The organism is Streptomyces sp. YIM 121038, assembly GCF_006088715.1.
Classification (GTDB): domain Bacteria; phylum Actinomycetota; class Actinomycetes; order Streptomycetales; family Streptomycetaceae; genus Streptomyces.
The window spans coordinates 8,207,629-8,229,474 of the sequence record NZ_CP030771.1 but is presented as its reverse complement, the minus strand read 5'-3'; the positions used below and the strand labels follow the sequence as shown (position 1 = coordinate 8,229,474).

Annotated in this window: 2 protein-coding genes; both read right to left on the bottom strand. The window is 74.2% G+C overall.

Annotation, left to right across the window (positions count from 1 at the left end):
* Positions 1–25: 25 nt before the first annotated feature.
* Entirely contained in the window at positions 26–10,978 is a 10,953-nt protein-coding gene (locus tag C9F11_RS34535) for a type I polyketide synthase (protein WP_138963137.1), read from the bottom strand.
* A gap of 36 nt (positions 10,979–11,014) precedes the next feature.
* Positions 11,015–21,829 (bottom strand): type I polyketide synthase, encoded by a 10,815-nt coding sequence (locus C9F11_RS49715; RefSeq protein WP_138963135.1) that lies wholly within the window; start codon positions 21,827–21,829, stop codon positions 11,015–11,017.
* Between the last annotated feature and the right edge of the window lie 17 nt (positions 21,830–21,846).

Below are 21,846 nucleotides of genomic sequence, written 5' to 3'. Positions count from 1 at the left end.
GGCGCGAGGCGCCGTACGGTCCCGCTCAGTCGAGCCGGTCGAAGATCGCGAACAGTTCCTCGTCGCTCGCGGTGTCGAGGTCCTCGTCCGCCGCGTCGCCGCCGCCCGCCGCCTCGGCCGCCTCTGCGGCCTTCAGCAGTTCCCGCAGGCGTACGGTGATCCGGTCCCGGGCCTCCTCGTCGCCCGCCGCCGCGTCGATGGCCGCCTCCAGTCCGGCGAGTCCGGCGAGGACCGGATCGGCGGGAGACGCGCTGCCGACGGCGAGTTCGCCGAGCAGGTACGCGGAGAGGGCCTGCGGCGTCGGATGGTCGAAGACGAGCGTGGCGGGCAGCTTCAGGCCGGTCGCCCCGCGCAGCCGGTTGCGCAGCTCCACCGCCGTGAGCGAGTCGAACCCGGCCTCGTTGAACGCCGTGTCCGGCCGGACGCTCCCCGGGCCCGTGTGCCCGAGCACCACCGCGGCCTGCGTACGCACCAGGTCCAGCAGGAACTTCGTACGCTCGGCCGCGGGCAGCCCGGCCAGGCGCTCGGACAGCTGCCGGTGGTCGCCGCCGGTGCCCCCGGTCGCCCGGGCCTGCTGCCGGCCCGCGCGGATGAGCCCGCGCAACAGGGGCGGGACTCCGCCCGCCGCCGCGTCCGCACGCGCTTCCCGCAGGTCCAGTTTGACCGGCACGAGCAGCGGCCGCCCGGACGCCAGGGCGGCGTCGAACAGCTCCATGCCTTCGCCGGACTTCAGCGCCAGGACACCGCCGCGTCCCTCGCGTCGGCTCATCCGTGTCCTGGTGAGGTCGTCGATGGTGTCCGCCATGCCGGTGGTCTGCTCCCAGGGGCCCCAGGCGAGGGCGGTCCCGGGCAGGCCGGAGGCCCGCCGGTGCGCCATCAGGCCGTCCAGGTAGGCGTTCGCCGCCGCGTAACCGCTGCTGCCCGCTCCCATGAACACGGACGACGCGGAGGAGTAGACGACGAACGCCTCCAGGCCCAGGTCCCGTGTCAGCTCGTCGAGATGCCGCACCGCGTCCACCTTCGGCGCGAACACCCCCGCCAAACGCTCCGCACTCAGCGCCCCGATGACACCCGCGTCGAAGACACCCGCCGTGTGCACAACACCCGTCAGCGGCTGTCCGTCCGTGCTGACCGAAGCCAACAGGGCCTTCACCTCATCGCGATCGGACACGTCACACGCCACGGCCGCCACCGCCGCGCCCTGCCCAGTGAGCTCGGCGACCAACTCCGCTACGCCCTCGGCGTCCGGGCCCCGCCGACTGGCGAGCACCAGACTCCGCACTCCGTACCGGGTGACGAGGTGCCGGGCCACCAGGGCGCCCAGCGACCCGCCGCCCGAGACCAGCACGGTTCCCGTGGGCCCGAACGACGCCTTCGCGTCGGTGGGTTGATCCGATACGCGGGCGAGCCGGGGCACGGAGAGTCCCGTGCCCCGCAGGGCGATCTGGGGCTCACCGGTGGCGAGGACCGCGGCGAGTACCGTGTCCAGCACGGAGCCGGGGTCGTCGTCAGCGGCCGGGTCGAGGTCAAGGAGGACCAGGCGGTCCGGGTTCTCGGACTGCGCGGCGCGCACCAGGCCCCAGACCGCGGCCGCCGCCGGATCCGTGACCGCGCCGTCCCCGGCGGGCACCGCGCCCCGCGTCAGCACGACGAGCCGCGACTCCTCAAGCCCGGCCCCGGCCAGCCACGCCTGGACCACCTCCAAGACCCTTGCGGACAGGGCGAGTACCGCGTCCTCGCCGTCACCGCCGAAGGCCTCAAGGACCGCCGCCATCGGCACGGCCGCGCCCGACGCCACCTCGTCCGTCAGCATCGCCACGTCGTCGGCGGCGAACACCGACATCCACGACAGCGCGGAGCCCGCCCCTCGCGCCGGGGGCAGTTCGGTCCAGTCCACGTGGAACAGCGAGGTGGCGACCGTCGCGGCCCCCAACTGGTCGGCGGACACCGGCCGGGACACCAGCGAATCCATGGTCACCACCAGGCCACCGGTCTCGTCCGCCGCCTCGACCGACAGCGCGTCCTGACCATCCTGACCACTGGGCGCCACCCGTACCCGCAGCGCCGCAGCCCCAGCCGCATGCAGCACCAGGCCGTTCCACGCGAAGGCCAGCACCGGCTGCCCACCGCCGCCCGCCGCCGAATCCGCCGCCGGAGCCGCCGCACCGACCGTGCCCGCCTGAAGCGCCGCGTCGAGCAGCGCGGGATGGATGCCGTACCGGCCCGCATCCCTACGCTGCTCCTCCGGCAGGGCGACCTCCGCGAACACCTCCTCGCCACGCCGCCACACCGACCGCACACCCTGGAACGCCGGACCGTACGCGTAGCCGTGCTCGGCGAGGCCGCCGTACAGGTCCCCGAGCTCGACCGGCTCCGCGCCCGGCGGCGGCCAGGCGGCGAAGTCGAAGCCAGTACCGGTGCCGGTGCCGTCCGGCCGGGCCGTGGCCGACAGGAGGCCGGTGGCGTGCCGCGTCCACGCATCGGCACCGTCCCCGGCATCGGCGTCGTCCTCGCGCTGGGAGTACACCTCCACCGTGCGCGAACCCGTCTCGCCCGGTCCGCCCACCGCGACCTGCACGCGCACCCCGCCACGCTCAGGCACCACGAGCGGCGCCTCGATCACCAGCTCTTCGAGGACCCCGCAGCCGGTCTCGTCCCCGGCCCGCACCGCCAGTTCCACCAGCCCCGTGCCCGGCAGGAGCACCACCCCGCCGATCGCATGGTCGGCCAGCCACGGATGCGTCCGCAGCGACAGGCGCGAGGTGAAGGCCAGCCCGTCGGACTGCGGAAGCCGCACCACCGCGCCCAACAGCGGATGATCCGCCGCGGCCTGCCCCAACGACGCCGCGTCGGTCGCTTCCAGGCCCGAGGTGAGCCAGTAGTGCTGGTGGTCGAAGGCGTACGTCGGCAACTCCACGCGCGCGTGCCCGGCTCCGGCGGGCAGCACACCCGCCCATTCCACGCGCACTCCCTTGACGAACAGCTCGGCCATCGAGCTCAACAGCCGCCGCAGTCCGCCCTCCTCGCGCCGCAGCGTGCCCGCCACCACCGCCGCACTGTCGGCGCCATCCACGATCTCAGTGATCGGCTGTACGAGTACGGGGTGGGCACTGACCTCCACGAACACGCCGTAGCCCTGGCCCAGGAGGTCGGCCACGGCCGGGCCGAACCGCACCTGACCACGCAGATTGCGATACCAGTACCCGGCGTCCAGGACCCCGGCCTCCGCCACCCAGCCGCCGGTCACGGTGGAGTAGAACGGCACCTCCGGGGCCTTCGCGTCCACCCCCACCAACGCTTCGGCAAGCGCGTCCTGGATGTCCTCGACGTGACGAGTGTGGGAGGCGTAGTCCACCGCCACCCGGCGCGTACGAACACCGTCGCCGGACAGGGCCTCCAGCACCTCATCCAAAGCCTGGGCATCGCCCGCGATCACCACGGACGAGGGCCCGTTGACAGCCGCGACCTCCACCCGATCCACCCAGGACTCAAGGCGGGCGATGACCTCCGCCTCACTCAGCGCCACCGAAGCCATGCCACCACGCCCGGCCAGCCCCGCAGCGATGGCCTGACTGCGCAACGCCACCACACGGGCCGCGTCGTCGAGAGACAACGCCCCCGCCACACACGCCGCCGCGATCTCCCCCTGCGAGTGACCAAGCACCGCATCCGGCTCCACGCCGACGGACGCCCACACCGCAGCCAAACCCACCATCACCGCGAAACTCGCGGGCTGCACCACATCCACCCGCTCCAGCAGACCGGGCTCCACCTCACCCCGCAGAACGCCAACGAGCGACCAATCCACCCACCGCTCAAGAGCAGCCGCACACTCCCCCACCCGCTCCACGAACACCGGCGACGAGTCCAGGAGTTCACGGCCCATCCCCACCCACTGCGACCCCTGCCCCGGGAACACCAGCACAAGGTCGCCCGGCACGCCCGCGCTGCCCGACACCAGCTGCGGCGCGCTCTCGCCCCGCGCGAGGGCCCGCAGCCCGGTCAGTGCCTCCTCGGCCGAGTCGGTGATCAGCACCGCGCGCTCGCCGAAGGTCGCCCGGCCCGACACCAGCGCCCCGGCCGCGTCCGTCAGCGGAACCTCACCAGCGGCGGCCTCAACGAACGCCGCGAGGCGAACGGCCTGCTCCGCCAGCGACTTCCGGCTCCGTGCCGACACGACCAGCGGCACCGTGCCCACGGGCGTGCCCACGAAGGCGGCATCCTCCGAGACCGGCTCGTCGGGGGCCTCCTCCAGGATCAGATGCGCGTTCGTGCCGCTCACGCCGAAGGAGGACACACCTGCCCGGCGCGGACGGCCGTTCCGCGGCCACTCCCGCGCCTCCGTCAGGAGCTCCACCGCGCCCGCCGACCAGTCCACCTGGTGCGACGGCTCCTGGACGTACAGCGTCGGCGGCAGGACGCCGTGGCGCAGCGCCTGCACCATCTTGATCACGCTGGCCACGCCCGCGGCGGCCTGCGCATGCCCGATGTTCGACTTCAACGAGCCCAGCCACAGCGGCCGTTCGGGCTCCCGACCCTGCCCGTACGTCGCGAGAAGCGCCTGCGCCTCGATCGGGTCGCCGAGGGCCGTGCCCGTGCCGTGGCCCTCCACGACGTCCACGTCCGTGGGGGTGAGCCCTGCCGCGTCGAGGGCCTTGCGGATCACTCGCTGTTGGGAGGGGCCGTTGGGGGCGGTCAGGCCGTTGGAGGCGCCGTCCTGGTTGACCGCGCTGCCGCGCAACACGGCCAGGACCTGGTGCCCGCGCTCGCGGGCGACCGAGAGGCGCTCCAGGACCACCACGCCCGCGCCCTCGGCGAGGCCCATGCCGTCCGCGCCGTCCGCGAACGCCTTGCACCGGCCGTCCTCGGCCAGGCCCCGCTGCCGGGAGAACGCCATGAAGGCACCGGGGGTGGCCATCACCATCGCGCCCCCGGCGAGTGCCATCGAGCACTCGCCCTGCCGCAGCGCCTGTGCCGCCAGGTGCATCGCCACGAGGGATGACGAACAGGCGGTGTCGACCGACACAGCCGGGCCCTCGAAGCCGAACACGTACGAGACCCGGCCCGACGCGACGCTGCCCGCGAGGCCCGTGCCCGCGAAGCCCTCGACCTCCGGGGCGATCACTCCGGTGCCGTAGCCCTGGCCGGCCACGCCGGTGAAGACCCCGACGTCGGTGCCCTTCAGCGAGCCCGGGTCGATCCCGGCCCCCTCCAGGGCCTCCCAGGACGTCTCCAGAAGCAGCCGCTGCTGCGGGTCCATGGCCAGCGCCTCGCGCGGGGAGATGCCGAAGAAACCCGCGTCGAAGAGCCCCGCCCCACGCAGGAAACCACCCCGGCTCGTGTACGACGTACCCGCATGGTCAGGATCCGGGTCGAACAACCCCTCCACATCCCAACCCCGGTCCTCCGGAAAGTCACAGACCGCATCCACCCCGTCGGCCACCAGCCGCCACAACTCCTCCGGCGACCCCACACCACCCGGATACCGGCACGCCATCGACACGACGGCGATCGGCTCACCCGTGTCGGCCGCCGCGGCCGTCGGGCGCGTCGGCGTCCGCGACACGTCGCCCGCCCCGCCGTCCGCCCCGCCGTCCGCCCCGCCGCCCGCCTCGTCGCGCAGATGGCGGGCCAGGGCCTGCGGGGTCGGGTAGTCGAAGACGAGCGTGGCGGGCAGCTTCAGGCCGGTGGCCTCGCGCAGCCGGTTGCGCAGCTCCACCGAGGTGAGCGAGTCGAACCCTGCGTCCCTGAAGGCGATGTCCGCCTGTACGCCTCCCGGTCCGGCGTGCCCGAGCACGACCGCGGCTTCGGTCCGGACCAGATCCAGGAGGACGGCCTCCTGTTCGGCCGCCGCGAGCCCGGCGAGGCGTGCGGACAGCTGCCGGTGCCCGTCTCCGGTGCCCGCCGCCCGTGCCAGGTGCCGGCCCGCGCGGACGAGGCCGCGCAGCAGCGGGGGCACGGCCGTGCCGGACGCCGCGGCGGCACGCACGCCCCGCAGGTCCAGTTTGACCGGCACGAGCAGCGCCTGCCCGGACCCCGCGGCGGCGTCGAACAGCTCCATGCCCTCGGCCGCCGCGATCGCCCGCACACCGCCGCGGCTCGCCCGCGCCTGGTCGACGTCGGTGAGGTGACCGGCCATGCCGAGGCTCCGCTCCCACAGGCCCCACGCCAGCGAGAGGCCGGGCAGGCCCACCGCCCGGCGGCCCGCCATGAGCCCGTCGAGGTAGGCGTTGGCCGCCGCGTAGCTGCCCTGGCCCGCGCCTCCGGACAGGCCCGCGACGGACGAGAACACGATGAACGCGTCGAGGTCCAGGTCGCGCGTCAGCTCGTCGAGGTGCCGCACCGCGTCCACCTTCGGCGCGAACACCCCCGCCAGCCGTTCCGGTGACAGCGCCTCGATCAGCCCGTCGTCGAACACGCCCGCGGTGTGCACGACACCCGTCAGCCGGTGCTCCTCCGGTACGGCCGCCAGCAGGGCATGCACCTGGTCGCGGTCGGACACGTCACAGGCGACCGCCGCCACCGTCGCGCCCTGCCCGGTGAGCTCGGCGACCAACTCCGGTACGCCCTCGGCGTCCGGGCCCCGCCGACTGGCGAGCACCAGACTCCGCACGCCGTGCCGGGTGACGAGGTGGCGGGCCACCAGGGCGCCCAGCGATCCGGCTCCTGAGACCAGCACGGTGCCCTCCGGCCCGAACACCGCGGGCCCGTCCGTGACATGACCGGCGACACGGCCCAGCCGGGGCAGGGAGAGCGCCGTCCCGCGCACCGCGAGCTGCGGCTCCCCGCTGGCCATGACCGCTCCCAGTACCGCGTCCACCGTGCTGTCCGCCGTGGGGTCGGTGTCCACCAGGACGATCCGGTCCGGGTGCTCGGACTGCGCGGCCCGCACCAGGCCCCACACCGCGGCCGCCGCCGGGTCCGTGACCATGTCCTCCCCACCGGCAGCGACCGCGCCCCGGGTCACCACCACCAGGTGCGACTGATCAAGGGCCGTCTCGGCCAGCCACGCCTGAAGTACCGCGAGGACCTGGGACGTCAGGGTCAGCACGGCGTCTTCCTCGTCGCCGCCGACGACCTCCAGGACGCCCACCACTGGCCCGTCACCGGCTTCCAGGGCGCCCGCCGGGGGCACCTCACCGGCCAGGAGCGCCACATCGGCGGCGCAGGCCACCGGCGCCCATGGCGGGGACGGTGCCGCTCCTCGCGCCGGGGGCAGTTCGGTCCAGTCCACGTGGAACAGCGAGGTGGCGACCGTCCCGGCCCCCAACTGGTCGGCGGACACCGGCCGGGACACCAGCGAATCCATGGTCACCACCAGGCCACCGGTCTCGTCCGCCGCCTCGACCGACAGCGCGTCCTGACCATCCTGACCACTGGGCGCCACCCGTACCCGCAGCGCCGCAGCCCCAGCCGCATGCAGCACCAGGCCGTTCCACGCGAAGGCCAGCACCGGCTCCCCACCACCGCCCGCCGCCGAATCCGCCGCCGGAGCCGCCGCACCGACCGTGCCCGCCTGAAGCGCCGCGTCGAGCAACGCGGGATGGATGCCATACCGGCCCGCATCCCTACGCTGCTCCTCCGGCAGGGCGACCTCCGCGAACACCTCCTCGCCACGCCGCCACACCGACCGCACACCCTGGAACGCCGGACCGTAGCCGTAACCGCGTTCGCCCAACGCCTGGTAGAAGTTCCCCACCTCGACCGGCTGCGCACCCGGCGGCGGCCAGGCGGCGAAGTCGAAGCTGGTACCGGTGCCGGTACCGATGCCGGTGCCGGTACCGTCCGGCCGGGCCGTGGCCGACAGGAGGCCGGTGGCGTGCCGCGTCCACGCATCGGCACCGGCGCTGTCCCCGGCATCGGCGTCGTCCTCGCGCTGGGAGTACACCTCCACCGTGCGCGTGCCGTTCTCCCCGGGCGCGGCCAGAGTCACCCGCACCCGCACACCGCCGCGCTCAGGCACCACCAGCGGGGCCTCGATCACCAGCTCGTCCAGGACCCCGCACCCGGCCTCGTCACCGGCCCGCACCGCCAGCTCCACCAGCCCCGTACCGGGCAGGATCGCCACGCCGCCGACCCTGTGGTCGGCCAGCCAGGCGTGTGTCCGCAGGGAAAGGCGCGAGGTGAACACGAGCCCGTCGGTCTGCGGAAGCCGCACCACCGCGCCCAGGAGCGGATGATCCGCCGCAGCCTGCCCCAGCGACGCCGCGTCGGTGGCCTCTGCGACCGGTGTGAGCCAGTAGTGCTGGTGGTCGAAGGCGTACGTCGGCAACTCCACGCGCGCCGAACCCGTCGCGGGCAGCACACCGCCCCAGTCGACGGCCACGCCCCGCACGAACAGCTCAGCCATCGAGACCAGCAGCCGCCGCAGACCGCCTTCGTCCCGGCGCAGTGACCCGGTCACCACCGCGTCCACATCGCCCGCGTCCACGGCATCGGTCACCGGCTGCACGAGGACCGGGTGAGCACTCACCTCCACGAACACCCCGTGACCCTGACCCAGCAGCTCGACCACGGCCGGGCCGAAGCCCACCCGCCCGCGCAAGTTGCGGTACCAGTAGTCCCCGCCCAGCACCCCGGCGTCCGCCACCCAACTGCCCGTGACAGTCGAGTAGAACGGGATCGTCGGCGCCTGTGCGTTCACCTCCGCCAGCGCTTCGGCCAGCACGTCCTGGATGTCCTCGACGTGGCGGGTGTGCGAGGCGTAGTCCACCGCCACCCGGCGCGTACGAACACCGTCGCCGGACAGGGCCTCCAGCACCTCGTCCAAGGCTTCGGCGTCACCCGCGACCACCACGGACGACGGCCCGTTGACAGCCGCGACCTCCACCCGGCCCGCCCAGGGCCCAAGCCATCCGGCCGCCTCCGCCTCACTCAACGCCACCGAAGCCATGCCACCGCGCCCGGCCAGCCCCGCAGCTATGGCCTGACTGCGCAACGCCACCACACGGGCCGCATCCTCAAGCGAGAGGGCCCCCGCCACACACGCCGCCGCGATCTCCCCCTGCGAGTGACCAAGCACCACATCCGGCCGAACCCCGACGGACTCCCACACCGCAGCCAAACCCACCATCACCGCAAAGCTCGCGGGCTGCACCACATCCACCCGCTCAAGAAGCTCGGGCTCCACCTCACCCCGCAGGACATCGACAAGCGACCAGTCCACCCACCGCTCCAGGGCAGCCGCACACTCCCCCACCCGCTCCGCGAACACCACAGAGGAATCCAGGAGTTCACGTCCCATACCCGCCCACTGCGACCCCTGCCCCGGGAACACCCACACCACCTTGCCCGGCGCACCCCCGCTGCCCGACACCAGATGCGGGCCGCTCTCGCCCCGCGCCAACGCCCACAGGCCGCCGAGGGCCTCGTCCGCCGAACCCGCGACCACCACCGCGCGCTCGCCGAACACCCCTCGGCCCGCCACCAGGGATCCGGCCGCCGAGGCCAGTGACACCCCGCTGGCGGTGCCGGACTCCAGGTACGCGGCGAGGCGCTTCGCCTGGCCCGCGAGTGAGGTCCGGCTCCGCGCGGACACCACCAGCGGCACCACACCCACAGCGGCTGAACCCTCCGAGACCGGCTCCTCCGGCGCCTCCTCCAGGATCAGATGCGCATTCGTCCCGCTCATGCCGAACGCGGACACCCCCGCCCGGCGCGGACGGCCGTTCCGCGGCCACTCCCGGACCTCGGTGAGGAGCTCCACCGCGCCGTCGGACCAGTCGACTTGGGGGGTGGGCGCGTCCACGTGAAGGGTCGCCGGAAGGCGGCCGTGCCGCAGCGCCTGGACCATCTTGATCACACCGGCCACACCCGCGGCGGCCTGCGCATGCCCGATGTTCGACTTCAACGAACCCAGCCACAAAGGCCGTTCGGGCTCCCGACCCTGCCCGTACGTCGCCAGGAGCGCCTGCGCCTCGATCGGGTCGCCCAGGGTCGTGCCCGTGCCGTGGCCCTCCACCACGTCCACCTCGGACGGGGAGAGGCCCGCGTTGGCCAGGGCTCCGCGGATCACGCGCTGCTGCGCGGGGCCGTTGGGGGCGGTCAGGCCGTTGGAGGCGCCGTCCTGGTTGACCGCGCTGCCGCGCAGCACGGCCAGCACGCGGTGCCCGCGCTCCCGGGCCACCGACAGGCGCTCCAGTACGACCACGCCCACGCCCTCGGCCCAGCCCGTGCCGTCCGCCGACGACGAGAACGCCTTGCACCGGCCGTCAGCGGCAAGCCCGCGCTGCCGGGAGAACTCCACGAACGCCCCGGGCGTCGCCATCACGGTCGCGCCCCCGGCCAGAGCCATCGAGCACTCGCCCTGCCGCAGGGCCTGCGCCGCCAAGTGCATCGCCACCAGCGACGACGAGCACGCCGTGTCCACCGTGACCGCCGGGCCCTCGAAACCGAGCACGTACGACACCCGGCCCGACGCCACACTCGTCGAGCCTCCGGTGCCCGCGAAGCCCTCCACCTCCGTCGTCACCCCGCCGGCCCCCGGGGCGACGTACCCCTGGGTGAACACCCCGGAGTACACCCCGACGTCGGCGCCCTTCAGCGAGCCCGGGTCGATCCCGGCCGCTTCGAGGGCCTCCCAAGAGGTTTCGAGGAGCAGGCGCTGCTGGGGGTCCATCGCCAGGGCCTCGCGCGGGGAGATGCCGAAGAAGCCCGCGTCGAAGAGACCCGCCTCGTGGAGGAATCCGCCCCGCCGGGTGTACGACGTGCCGGTGCTTTCGGGGTCCGCGTCGAACAGGCCCTCCAGGTCCCAGCCCCGGTCCTCGGGGAACCCCGACACCGCGTCCCGGCCCTCGGACACCAGACGCCACAAGTCCTCAGGGCCCGCAACACCGCCCGGCAGCCGGCACGCCATCCCCACGATCGCCACCGGCTCACGGGAAGCGTCGCGGAGCTGCCGGTTCCGCTGCTTCAGCGAGCCGACCTCTTCCAGTGACTTCCGCAGCGCCTGGACGACTGTTTCATACGACGCGCTCACTTGAATTCCCCAATCAGCCAGCGGTTTCGGAAGGTCTCAGTCGCCGAGCGCCAGGTGCACGAGGTCGTCGACGTCCAGCTCGGCGATCGCCCGCTCGCCGTCGGCCCCCTCGGCCCCGTCGGCCCCGTCGGCCCCGTCGGTCGTGCCCGTGCCCGGTCCGCCGTCGCCCGCGGCGGCGAGCTCGACCAGGGCGTCCAGGAGTCCGGCCGCCCGGAAGCGGGCCAGCGGGACGGAGGCGAGTGCGTGCCGCAGCCGTGCCTCGTCCGGCTCCTGTCCGCTCGCGGCACCCCCCGCGTCGCCGTCCGGGAGCAGGGCGCGGTGCAGATGGCGGGCCAGGGCGAGCGGGTTCGGATAGTCGAAGACCAGGGTGGCGGGCAGTTTCAGGCCGGTCGCCTCGCGCAGCCGGTTGCGCAGCTCCACCGCCGTGAGCGAGTCGAACCCGGCCTCGTTGAACGCCAGGTCGGCGCGCACGTCCGACGGCCCGGCGTGCCCGAGCACGGCCGCCGCCCGGCCCCGGACGAGGTCCAGGAGCAGGGCTTCCCGCTCCGCCGCCGCGAGCCCGGTGAGCCGGTCGGTCAGGCGGCGCCGCGCGTCACCGCCGCCCGCCGCCCGCGCCAGTTGCCGCCCGGGGCGGACGAGGCCGCGCAGCAGGTGCGGCACCGCGCCACCGGCGGCCGCGTCGGCGCGTACGCCCTGCAGGTCGAGCCTGGCGGGAACCAGCAGGGCCTGCCCGGAGCCCATGGCCGCGTCGAACAGTTCCATGCCCTCCGTCAGCGTCATCGCTCGCAGGCCGCCCCGGCGGTTCATCCGGTTGCGGGTGAGGTCGTCGGTGTGGGCGGCCATGCCGGTGGTCTGCTCCCACAGGCCCCAGGCCAGGGACAGGCCGGGCAGGCCTGCCGCCCGCCGCTGGGCCATCAGCCCGTCGAGGAAGGCGTTCGCGGCGGCGTAGCTGCCGCTGCCCGCGCCCATGAAGACACCCGACACGGACGAGTAGACGACGAACGCGTCCAACTCCAGGCCCAGTTCACGCGTCAGCCCGTCCAGGTGCCGCACCGCGTCCACCTTCGGCGCGAACACCCGCTCAAGGCGCTCCGGCGTCAGCGCCTCGATGACACCCGCGTCCAGTACGCCCGCGGTGTGCACGACGCCGGTGAGCGGGTGCCCGTCCGGTACGCCCGTGAGCAGGGCCTTCACCTGGTCGCGGTCGGACACGTCACACGCCACCACCGACGCCACCGCGCCCAGCTCGGCGAGCCCGGCCACCAGCTCCGCCGCGCCCTCGGCGTCCGGACCCCGACGGCTGGCAAGCAGCAGATGCCGTACGCCGTACCGGGTGACCAGGTGCCGGGCCGCCAGGCCGCCGAGCGCCCCGGTGCCGCCGGTGACGAGGACGGTGCCGCCCGGCCTGAACAGCGCCTCGCCCTCCGCCCCTTGCGCGGGTTGCCGGACGAGCCGGGGAGCGGCGAAGGCCCCTCCGCGCACCGCGATCTGGGGCTCCCCGGTGGCGAGGACCGCTCCCAGCACCGTGTCCAGTACGGGTCCCGTTCCGTCGCCGTCGCCGGAGCCCGGGTCGAGGTCGAGCAGGACGATCCGGTCCGGGTGCTCGGCCTGCGCGGCCCGCACCAGGCCCCAGACGGCGGCTCCCGCCGGGTCCGTCACCGCGCCCTCGCCCGCGGGCATCGCGCCCCGGGTCACGACCACGAGCCGCGCGTCCTCGACACCGGCCCCGGCCAGCCAGGCCCGCACTACTTCCAGCACCCGGGCGGACAGGGCGAGTACCGCGCCCTCGCCGTCACCGCCGAAGGCTTCAAGGACCGCCGCTGTCGGGACTGCCGCGCCCGACGCCACTTCCTCCGTCAGCGTCGCCACCTCGTCGGCGGCGGTCACCGGCATCCACGACAGCGACGCACCCGCTCCCCGCGCCGGGGGCAGCTCCGTCCACTCCACGCCGAAGAGCGAGTCGGCGACCACCGTGTCCGCCGTCTCCCCCTCGTCGACGGACATCTCCCGCCACGTCAACGAGTCCGCCGTCACCACCAGGCCACCCGTTTCGTCCGCCGCCTCCAGCGACACGGTGTCGGGCCCGCCGGACACGAGCCGCACGCGTAGCGCCGAGGCGCCCGCGGCGTGCAGCACCAGGCCGTGCCAGTCGAGCGGCTGCCGCGGCGCCTGGAGGTCTCCGGGGCCTCCATCGCCGGGGTCGGCGAACACCCCGGCGTGCAGGGCCGCGTCGAAGAGAGCGGGATGGATACCGAAGTCCCCCGCGCCCTTGTGCTGCTCCTCGGGCAGCGTGACCTCGGCGAACACCTCGTCGCCGCGTCGCCACACCGCCCGCACACCCTGGAACACCGGGCCGTACGCGTAGCCCCGCTCGGCCAGGTCGGCGTAGAACTCCCCGGTCCCGAGCGGCTCGGCTCCGGACGGCGGCCAGGCCGTGAAGTCGAAGCGGGGGCCGCCGCCACCGGCCGGACCGTCGGCCGACAGGGCCCCGGCCGCGTGCCGCGTCCACGTCTCGTCCTCGCCCTGGGAGTACACCTCCACGGCCCGCGAGCCGTCCTCCTCCGGGGCTCCCACCGCGACCTGCACCCGGACACCGCCGCGCTCGGGCACCACCAGCGGGGCCTCGATCTCCAGCTCTTCGAGGACCCCGCACCCGGCCTCGTCCCCGGCCCGCACCGCCAGCTCCACCAGAGCCGTCGTCGGCAGGAGCACCGCACCGCCGAGCACGTGATCGCCCAGCCACGGGTGCGACCGCAGCGAAAGCCGCGACGTGAACACCAGGCCGTCGGACTGCGGAAGCCGCACCACCGCGCCCAGGAGCGGATGATCCGCCGCCGCCTGCCCCAGCGACACCGCGTCGGTCGCCCGCGCGGCCGGTGTGAGCCAGTAGTGCTGGTGGTCGAAGGCGTACGTCGGCAGGTCCACGCGCGCCGAACCCGTCATGGGCAGCACGGCCGACCAGTCGACGGCCACGCCCCGCACGAACAGCTCGGCCATCGAGGCGAGGAGCCGCCGCAGACCGCCTTCGTCCCTGCGCAGTGACCCGGTCACCACCGCGTCCACATCGCCCGCGTCCACGGCATCGGTCACCGGCTGCACGAGGACCGGGTGAGCACTCACCTCCACGAACACCCCGTGCCCCTGACCCAGCAGGTCGGTCACAGCCGGGCCGAACCGCACCTGACCGCGCAGGTTGCGGTACCAGTACCCGGCGTCCAGGACTCCGGCCTCCTCGATCCAGCCGCCGGTCACGGTGGAGTAGAACGGCACCTCCGGGGCCTTCGCGTCCACCCCCACCAGCGCTCCGGCAAGGGCGGCCTGGATGTCCTCGACGTGACGAGTGTGCGAGGCATAGTCCACCGCCACCCGGCGCGTACGAACACCATCGCCGGACAGGACCTCCAGCACCTCGTCCAAAGCCTGGGCATCGCCCGCGATCACCACGGACGAGGGCCCGTTGACAGCCGCGACCTCCACCCGACCCGCCCAGGGCCCAAGGCGTGCGGTGACCTCTGCCTCGCTCAGCGCCACCGAGGCCATCCCACCGCGCCCGGCCAGCCCCGTGGCGATGGCCTGACTGCGCAACGCCACCACACGGGCCGCGTCGTCGAGAGACAACGCCCCCGCCACACACGCCGCCGCGATCTCCCCCTGCGAGTGACCAAGCACCGCATCCGGCCGAACCCCGACGGACTCCCACACCGCAGCCAAACCCACCATCACCGCGAAACTCGCGGGCTGCACCACATCCACCCGCTCCAGCAGACCGGGCTCCACCTCACCCCGTAGGACATCGACAAGCGACCAATCCACCCACCGCTCCAGGGCGGCAGCACACTCCCCCACCCGCTCCGCGAACACCACAGAGGAATCCAGGAGTTCACGTCCCATACCCGCCCACTGCGACCCCTGCCCCGGGAACACCCACACCACCTTGCCCGGCACACCGGACCCCGTGGCCCTGCCGGTCACCACACCGGACGCGTCCTCGCCCCGGGCCAGCGCGTACAGTCCGGCGAGGGCCTCGTCGTCCGTGCCCGCCACCACCACCGCACGCTCGTCGAGGACGGCGCGGCCGGAGACCAGGGCTCCGGCCACACCTGCCAAGGACACCCCGTCGGTGTCCGACTCCACGTACGCCGCGAGGCGACCGGCCTGACCCGCCAGGGAAGCCGCGCCGCGCGCCGACACCACCAACGGCACCACGCCCACCGGCACCGGCTCCTCCGCGACCGGCTCCTCGGGCGCCTCCTCCAGGATCAGATGGGCGTTCGTGCCGCTGATGCCGAACGAGGAGACCCCGACCCGGCGCGGACGGCCGGCGCGCGGCCACTCCCGGGCCTCGGTCAGCAGCTCGATGGCGCCCGCCGACCAGTCCACCTGGCGGGTGGGCTCCTGCGCGTGCAGCGTGGGCGGCAGGACGCCGTGGCGCAGCGCCTCGACCATCTTGATCACGCTGGCCACGCCCGCGGCGGCCTGCGCATGCCCGATGTTCGACTTCAACGAGCCCAGCCACAGCGGCCGTTCGGGATCCCGGCCCTGCCCGTACGTCGACAGGAGCGCCTGGGTCTCGATCGGGTCGCCCAGGGTGGTGCCGGTGCCGTGGCCCTCCACCACGTCCACCTCGGAGGGGGCGAGGCCCGCGTGGGCCAGGGCCTTGCGGATCACGCGCTGTTGGGAGGGGCCGTTCGGGGCGGTGAGGCCGTTGGAGGCGCCGTCCTGGTTGACCGCGCTGCCCCGGATCACCGCGAGCACCCGGTGGCCGCGCTCGCGGGCCACCGACAGGCGCTCAAGGACCACCAGGCCGACGCCTTCCGACAGCACCGTGCCGTCCGCGCCGTCCGCGTACGCCTTGCATCGGCCGTCGGCGGCCAGGCCGCGCTGCCGCGACATGCCGAGGACGCCGATCGGGGACCCCATCACGGCCACGCCACCGGCGAGTGCCATCGAGCACTCGCCCTGCCGCAGCGCCTGCGCCGCCAGGTGCATGGCGACCAGGGACGAGGAGCAGGCGGTGTCCACCGTGACCGCCGGGCCCTCGAAACCGAAGGCGTAGGACACCCGGCCCGAGGCGACACTGCCCGCTGTGGCGGTGGTGACGAAGCCTTCGAGTTCGGCGGGCATGTTGCTGAGGGATTCCAGATAGTCGTGGATGGAGACGCCGGAGAAGACGCCGATGTCGCCGCCACGTGCCGTGGTCGGGTCGATGCCCGCCCGCTCCAGGGCCTCCCAGGAGGCTTCCAGGAGCAGCCGCTGCTGCGGGTCCATGGCCAGCGCCTCGCGCGGGGAGATGCCGAAGAACCCTGGGTCGAAGAGGCCCGCGCCCTGGAGGAAGCCGCCCTGACTGGCGTACGACGTACCGGCGTTGTCGGGATCCGCGTCGAACAACCCCTCCAGGTCCCAGCCACGGTCCTCCGGGAACGGTGCCATGCCCTCGCGGCCCTCCCGCACCAGCCGCCACAAGCCTTCAGGGTCCGCCACCCCACCGGGCAGACGGCACGCCATGCCGACGATCGCGATCGGCTCGTCCCGATCCACGGCCACGGACGACACGGACGGGACAGCGGCGCCGTCCGCCGTCTCGGCCAGCTCCTCGCGCAGGTAGCGGGCGAGCGCCACGGGGGTCGGGTAGTCGAAGACGAGGGTGGCGGGCAGCCTCACTCCGGTCGCGGCACTGAGCCGGTTCCGTAGCTCGACCGCGGTCAGGGAGTCGAAGCCGATGTCGCCGAACCCCCTTGTCCCTTGTGTCAGTTCGGGGCCGCTGAAGCCGAGTACGCCGCCCGCCTCGCCCTGCACGACGGACAGCAGGAGCGCCTCCTGCTCGGCCTGGGGCAGCCCGGCGAGGCGGCGGGCCAGGCCGCCGCTGTCCCCGGCCGCCGCCCGTGCCACGCGCCGGCCCGTGCGGACGAGGCCGCGCAGCAGATGCGGCACCGCGCCGCCCGCCGCCGCCTGGGTCCGCAGCGTGCGCAGGTCCAGTTTGATCGGCACGAGGAGCGCCTGGCCCATGTGCAGGCCCGCGTCGAGGATGCCCAGGCCCTCGGCTGGAGTCAGCGCCAGGACGCCGCCGCGGCTCATCCGCGCCTGGTCGACGCTGCTGAGGTGTGCGGTCAGGCCCGCGGCCTGCTCCCACAGGCCCCAGGCGAGGGAGAGCCCGGGCAGACCCGCCGCCCGCCGCTGGGCCATCAGCCCGTCGAGGAAGGCGTTGGCCGCCGCGTAGTTTCCCTGGCCCGCCGACCCCATGAGCGCGGCGGCGGACGAGAACACCACGAACGCGTCGAGGTCGAGGCCCCGGGTCAGCTCGTCGAGGTGCCGCACCGCGTCCACCTTCGGCGCGAACACCCCCGCGAGGCGCTCCGGCGTCAGCGCGCCGATCACCCCGTCGTCCAGCACGCCCGCGGTGTGCACGACCGCGCCCAGCGGGTGTTCGTCCGGTACGGACGCCAGCAACGCCCGCACCTGCTCGCGGTCGGACACGTCGCACGCCACGACCGACACCGTCGCACCCTGCCCGACGAGTTCCGCCACCAACTCCGCCGCACCCTCGGCCTCCGCGCCCCGGCGGCTGGCAAGAAGCAGATGCCGTACACCGTGCCGGGCCACCAGATGACGAGCCACCAGGCCACCCAGAGAACCAGTTCCACCAGTGAGTAGAACGCTCTTTCCAGAGCCGAACTTGTTCGGCACATCCGACACCTCACCGGTGACACGGGCGAGCCTGGGCGCGGAGTACCTCATTCCACGCACCGCGACCTGGGGCTCACCGGCCTCAAGCACCGCTCCCAGCACCGCGTCCAGGGGGCCGCCCGCCGTGGGGTCGGTGTCCAGCAGGACGATCCGGTCCGGGTTCTCCGCCTGCGCCGCGCGCACCAGGCCCCACACCGCCGCTCCCGCCGGATCGCTCACCACACCCGTGCCCGCGGGCACCGCACCCCGGGTGACGACCACCAGGCGCGACTCCGGGGAGCCCGCCCCGGCCAGCCACGCCTGCACCGCTCCCAGCACGCGGGAGGTCAGGGCGAGTACGGCGTCGTCGCCGTCAGCGCCGAAGGCCTCCAGGACGGCCATCGGCGGGGTGGCCGTGCTTGCGGTCAGGGCCGTCACGTCGGCGGCCGTGGCCACCGGCGCCCAGGGCGGTGCGTCCCCCTGGGCCGGGGGCAGTTCGGTCCACTCCACTCCGAACAGCGCGTCGCGGGTTCCGTCCGCCGCCGCGGTGTCCAGCTGGTCGGCGGAGACGGGCAGGGACACCAGCGAGTCCATCGTGAGGACCATCCCGCCGGTGTCGTCGGCGGCGTGGAAGGACAGGGCGTCCGGGCCGCACGGCGCGACCCGCACGCGGAGCGCGGAGGCACCCACGGCGTGCAGCAGCAGCCCGTTCCACGCGAACGGCAGCACCTTGCGGTCGTCGTCCGGGCGGGCGAAGGCGTTCGTGTGCAGGGCGGCGTCGAGGAGCGCCGGGTGGATGCCGAACCTGCCCGCTTCGTCCCGCTGCTCCTCGGGCAGGGCGGCCTCGGCGAAGACCTCGTCGCCGCGCCGCCACACCGCGCGCAGGCCCTGGAAGGCGGGCCCGTACGCGTAGCCGCGCTCGACCAGGTCGGCGTAGAAGTCCGTCACCGGGACCGGTTCCGCGCCGGGCGGCGGCCAGGCCGTGAAGTCGACGTCCCGGCCCGTCGCTTGCGCCGTCGGCGGGGCCGCCAGGAGGCCGGTGGCGTGCCGCGTCCACGCGTCGGCGCCGCCGTCGGGTTCGGCGTCCTCACGCTGGGAGTACACGTCCACGGTCCGCGCGCCGGTCGTGCCAGGGCCGCTGACCGCGACCTGGACCCGTACGCCGCCGGTGTCGGGCAGCACCAGCGGTGCCTCGATGACGAGTTCCTCCAGGAGGCCGTGGCCGAACTCGTCCCCGGCGCGCACCGCCAGGTCGACGTACACCGTGCCGGGGACGAGGACCACACCGCCGATGGCGTGGTCGGCGAGCCACGGATGGGTGCGAAGGGAGAGGCGTGAGGTGAAGACCAGGCCGTCGGACTGGGGCAGCGGCACGACCGCGCCCAGCAGCGGATGGTCGGCCCCGGTGAGGCCGAGCGACGCGGAGTCCGTGGCGGCGTCGGCCATCCGGAGCCAGTAGTGCTGGTGGTCGAAGGCGTACGTCGGCAGGTCCACGCGCCGGGACGCGGCCCCGGCGGGCAGCGTCGCGGTCCAGTCCAGCGTGGTTCCGCGGACGAACAGCTCGGCCATCGACGTGAGGAGGCGCCGCGGGCCGCCGTCCTCGCGCCGCAGGGATCCGGTGACCACCACATCGGCGTCGGTGGCGTCGACGGTCTCGGTGATGGCCTGGACGAGCACCGGGTGGGCGCTGACCTCCACGAACACCCCGTGGCCCTGGCCGAGCAGTTCGGCGACGGCCGGGCCGAACCGCACGCGCTCGCGCAGATTGCGGTACCAGTACGCACCGTCGAGGACTCCGGCGTCCGCCACCCAGCCGCCGGTGACGGTCGAGCGGAACGGCACCGTGGGCGCCTGGGCGCGGATCCCGGCGAGCACCTCGGCCAGGGTGTCGCGGACGTCCTCCACGTGCCGGGTGTGCGAGGCGTAGTCCACCGCGATCCGCCGGATGCGCACGCCCTGGTCGTCCAGTGCCTCCAGCGCCTCGTCCAGGGCTTCGGCGTCGCCCGCGACCACCACGGACGAGGGCCCGTTGACGGCGGCGACCTCGACGCGGTCCGCCCAGGGTGCCAGGCGTGCGGCCGCGTCCTCCTCGCTCAGCGCGACGGACGCCATGCCGCCCCGCCCGGCGAGCCGCGCCGCGATGGCCTGACTGCGCAGGGCCACCACACGGGCCGCGTCGTCGAGAGACAGCGCCCCCGCCACGCAGGCCGCCGCGATCTCCCCCTGCGAGTGGCCGAGCACCGCGTCCGGCTCCACGCCGACGGACTCCCACACCGCAGCCAAACCCACCATCACCGCGAAACTCGCGGGCTGCACCACATCCACCCGCTCAAGAAACTCGGGATCAGCGTCACCCCGTAGGACATCGACGAGCGACCACTCCACCCACCGCTCAAGAGCAGCAGCACACTCCCCCACCCGCTCCGCGAACACCGCAGAGGTATCGAGGAGTTCACGGCCCATCCCCACCCACTGCGACCCCTGCCCCGGGAACACCCACACCACCTTGCCCGGCGTACCCGTCCCCGTCACCACACCGGCCGCGTGCTCCCCGCGCGCGAGGGCCCGCAGCCCGGTCAGCGCCTCCTCGCCCGAGCCCGCCACGACCACCGCACGCTCACCGAGGACGGCCCGACCCGCCGCGAGCGTCCCCGCGACCGCCGTGAGCGGCGCCGCGCCGGCGCCCGGCTCCAGATGCGCGGCGAGGCGTTCGGCCTGGGCCGCGAGCGAGGCCGTGGTGGCCGCCGAGACCACCAGCGGCACCACGCCCGACGGCTCGGGGGCGGGCCGCTCCTCCTCGGCGGGGGCTTCCTCCAGGATCAGATGGGCGTTCGTGCCGCTGGCGCCGAACGCGGAGATCCCGGCCCGGCGCGGACGCCCCTCGCGCGGCCAGTCCCTCGCCCCGGTCAGGAGCTCGATCGCGCCCGCCGACCAGTCGACCTGCGGCGTCGGCGCGTCCACGTGGAGGGTCGCCGGGAGCACGCCGTGCCGCAGCGCCTGGACCATCTTGATCACACCGGCCACGCCGGACGCCGCCTGCGTGTGTCCGATGACGGACTTCACCGAGCCGAGCAGCAGCGGCCGCCGCGGGTCCCGGCCCTGCCCGTACGTGGCCATCAGGGCCTGGGCCTCGATCGGGTCGCCGAGGACCGTGCCCGTGCCGTGGCCCTCCACCGCGTCCACGTCCGCGGGGGTGAGTCCCGCCGTGTCGAGGGCCTTGCGGATCACGCGTTGCTGCGCGGGGCCGTTGGGTGCCGTCAGGCCGTTGGAGGCGCCGTCCTGGTTGACCGCGCTGCCACGGATGACGGCGAGGACCTGGTGGCCGTGCTCACGGGCCGCCGAGAGGCGCTCCAGGAGCACCACGCCCACGCCTTCGGCCCAGCCGGAGCCGTCGGCGCCCGCGGCGTAGGACTTGCAGCGGCCGTCGAGGGCGAGCGCCCGCTGCCGTGCGAAGCCGACGAATCCGCCCGGCGTCGCCATCACCGTCGAGCCGCCCGCGAGGGCCATCGCGCACTCGCCCCGGCGCAGCGCCTGCGCGGCGAGGTGGATCGCCACGAGGGACGAGGAGCACATGGTGTCGACGGTCACCGCGGGACCTTCGAGCCCCAGGGTGTACGCGACGCGCCCGGAGGCGACGCCGCCCGCGGTGCCGAGGGCGCGCTCCAGGCTGAGGAACCCCTCGAAGCCGCTGAGGTCGGGGGCGTAGTCCTGGTGCACGATCCCCGCGAACACGCCGACGTCGCCGCCGCGCATCGCGTGCGGGTCGATCCCGGCGCGTTCGAAGGTCTCCCAGGACACTTCGAGGAGCTGCCGCTGCTGCGGGTCCATCGCGAGGGCCTCGCGCGGGGAGATGCCGAAGAACCCGGCGTCGAAGCGCGCCGCGTCGTGCAGGAAGGCGCCCTGCCGCACGTACGTCGTCCCGGGGTGGTCGGGGTCCGGGTGGTAGAGGCCCTCGACGTCCCAGCCCCGGTCGTCGGGGAAGGCGCCGTAGACGTCGGCGCCTTCGGACACCACGCGCCAGAAGTCCTCCGGGCCGCGGATGCCACCGGCGTAGCGGCAGGCCATGGAGACGATCGCGACGGGCTCCGCGGCGGCCGCGACGAGTGTGCTGTTCTCCTGCTGAAGCCGGGCGTTCTCCTTCAGCGAGGCACGCAGTGCCTCGATGACCTGCTCGTCTGGCGCCGACATAGCCATCCTTCCGGGAC